The organism is Pseudomonas sp. JV245A (assembly GCF_032424515.1).
GTDB lineage: Bacteria > Pseudomonadota > Gammaproteobacteria > Pseudomonadales > Pseudomonadaceae > Aquipseudomonas > Aquipseudomonas protegens.
This window is the reverse complement of record NZ_VYKE01000327.1, coordinates 1-2,241: the sequence shown is the minus strand read 5'-3', so window position 1 is coordinate 2,241 and position 2,241 is coordinate 1. Positions and strand designations below refer to the sequence as shown.

The 2,241-nt window shown below is 66.5% G+C and carries 3 protein-coding genes; all 3 read right to left on the bottom strand.

The genetic code is table 11. The annotated features are described in order from the left end of the window. Window positions 1-384: chromate transporter (locus F6S12_RS31245; RefSeq protein ID WP_315869807.1), on the bottom strand; the 384-nt coding region annotated here is incomplete at its 3' end. Further along, entirely contained in the window at window positions 384-875 is a 492-nt protein-coding gene (locus tag F6S12_RS31240; RefSeq protein ID WP_077935021.1) for a GNAT family N-acetyltransferase, read from the bottom strand. The genes F6S12_RS31245 and F6S12_RS31240, both read right to left, overlap by 1 nt. A gap of 158 nt (window positions 876-1,033) precedes the next feature. Further along, on the bottom strand, window positions 1,034-2,161 hold the full coding sequence (gene zapE / locus F6S12_RS31235) for a cell division protein ZapE (protein WP_315869806.1): 1,128 nt from the start codon (window positions 2,159-2,161) through the stop codon (window positions 1,034-1,036). Between the last annotated feature and the right edge of the window lie 80 nt (window positions 2,162-2,241).

Here is a 2,241-nt window from a genome sequence, read left to right as displayed (position 1 = left end):
CGCCACCGCCACCAGTTGCAAGCCCTTGAGCGCCCCGGCCGGGACCCCGCCCCCCAACCCCAGGGCCAGCAGTGCCAGGGCCAGGGCCGAAGGCAAGGTAAAGCCGGCCCAGGCACACAGGGCCCCGGGCAGGCCACGGCGAGACAATCCCAGGGCGATGCCGACCTGACTGCTGGCAGGTCCGGGAAGAAACTGGCACAGCGCGACCAGCTCGGCATAGGCCGCCTCCCCCAGCCAGCGCCGGCGCTGGACGAATTCCTGGCGAAAGTAGCCCAGGTGCGCCAGCGGCCCGCCAAACGAACTCAGGCCCAGGCGCAGAAACACCAGGAAGATCCGCCAGGGTGTTTCTACCGGGACCGGCGCGCAGGGGCTGGGGGCGTGCATTACAAGGCTTTGCTCCAGAACAGCATGCGCCCGTGAGTCGGGTCGAGCATGGCATTGGCGAAACCGCAGGCGCGATAGGCGGCCTGGGCCTGGGCATTGCCCTCCAGCACTTCCAGGGTGACCTTGCAGCAGCCCCGTTGCCGGGCGATGTCCTCGACCTTCTGCAGCAGGCGCTTGCTCAGGCCCTGGCCGCGGTAGCTGTCCAGCACCACCACGTCATGGATATTCACCAGGGGCCGGCAGGCAAAGGTGGAGAAGCCTTCGAAGCAGTTCACCAGGCCCACCGGCTGCCCGCCGGCAAAGGCCAGCACGCTGAACGCCTGGGGCCGCTTGGCCAGTTCCGCCGGCAACTGCTGGAGCCGGTCTGCGTCCAGGGGCTGGCCGCCGCCCATGGGGTCCTCGGCATAGTGGTTGAGCAACACGCCTATGGCTTCGGCATGCACCGGGTTGCTGTAACTGGCTTGCAACACCACGACATCGGCAACGTCCATGTTCATCCTCGATCAACGTATTGAAAGTGAGCGCTCAGGGCTCAGGCAGCCTCGATTGTAGGCTGGGGGATTTGACCAAACGAAGATTTTTAACCCGCGCACTACAGAAAAAATCCTAAGCAGCGGCCGGGATCCACGGCAGCCGGAAGGGTTTCCCTTCAGGCCGCGGACCCACCGGCAAAACGCTGCAACTGCATTTCCTGCAGGCGGCTGAGGGTGCGGCGGAAAGCGAACTCCAGGTAGCCCTCGGTGTACAGCTGTTCCATGGGCACCCGGGCTTCCAGGTACAGCGGCACCTTGCGGTCGTAGCACTCGTCCACCAGGGCGATGAAACGCCGCACCGCGTCGTCATGTACCGACAGCTGCGGCAACTCACGATCCCCGGCCACCACCCGCTCGGCACCATCCTCGGTGCCCCGGGCAATGCGTGCGGGGCGCTGGCAAGCGCTGAGGTTGGGCACATCGCTCAGGAGAATGGCCTGGAAGCGGTCGCACAGGGCCATGAAGTCCATGGCGGAAAACGGCTGTTCGCACAGTTCGACGAAGCTGCACCAGACCACCGTCCCGCACGCCTTGACCACCTGCAACGGGCGATAGCCGAGCAACAGCGGCTCGCTGCTCGCCGGCTGCCCGGCACTCAAGCGCTCGAACACCGGCCCCAGGGCGCTCGGCTGCCCCTCGGCGCCAAGCCAGTAGCGTTGCTCGGCGGCGCCCGGGTGCAGGCGGTGATCCTGCTCGCCGTCCACCGCCACCACCTGCATGTGCTGGCGGATGGCGCTGATCGCCGGAACGAAGCGCTCGCGGTTGAAGCCATCGGCATACAGCTGCTCCGGGGGCTGGTTGGAGGTGCAGACCAGCACCACGCCCTGGTCGAACATCACCTGGAACAGGCGCCCGAGGATGATCGCGTCACCGATGTCATTGACGAACAGCTCATCGAAACACAGCACCCGCACCTCTTCGGCCAGCTCCCGGGCCAGGGCCTGCAAGGGGTCGGCAATACCGGTCAGTTGGAACGACCGCTGGTGCACCCAGCCCATGAAATGATGAAAGTGCTGGCGCCGCGCCGGGACCCGCAGGCTCTGGTAGAACTGGTCCATCAGCCAGGTCTTGCCCCGCCCAACCGCCCCCCACAGATAGACCCCGGGCACCGCCGTGCGCCCTTGATGCAGGGCTTCATGGCATTGCTGCAAGGCCTGCACCGCCCGCGCCTGCGCCGCGTCGGCGACAAAGCCCTGCTGCTCCAGGGCGTATTGGTAGGCGCTCATGGGGGAATCGAATGGCATGGGGCTCGGGCCTCCTGGCAAAGAGCCGCAGTATGCCAGCATGAGCCGCTCCAGGCCGACCTGTAGCCGCTGCCGAGCCC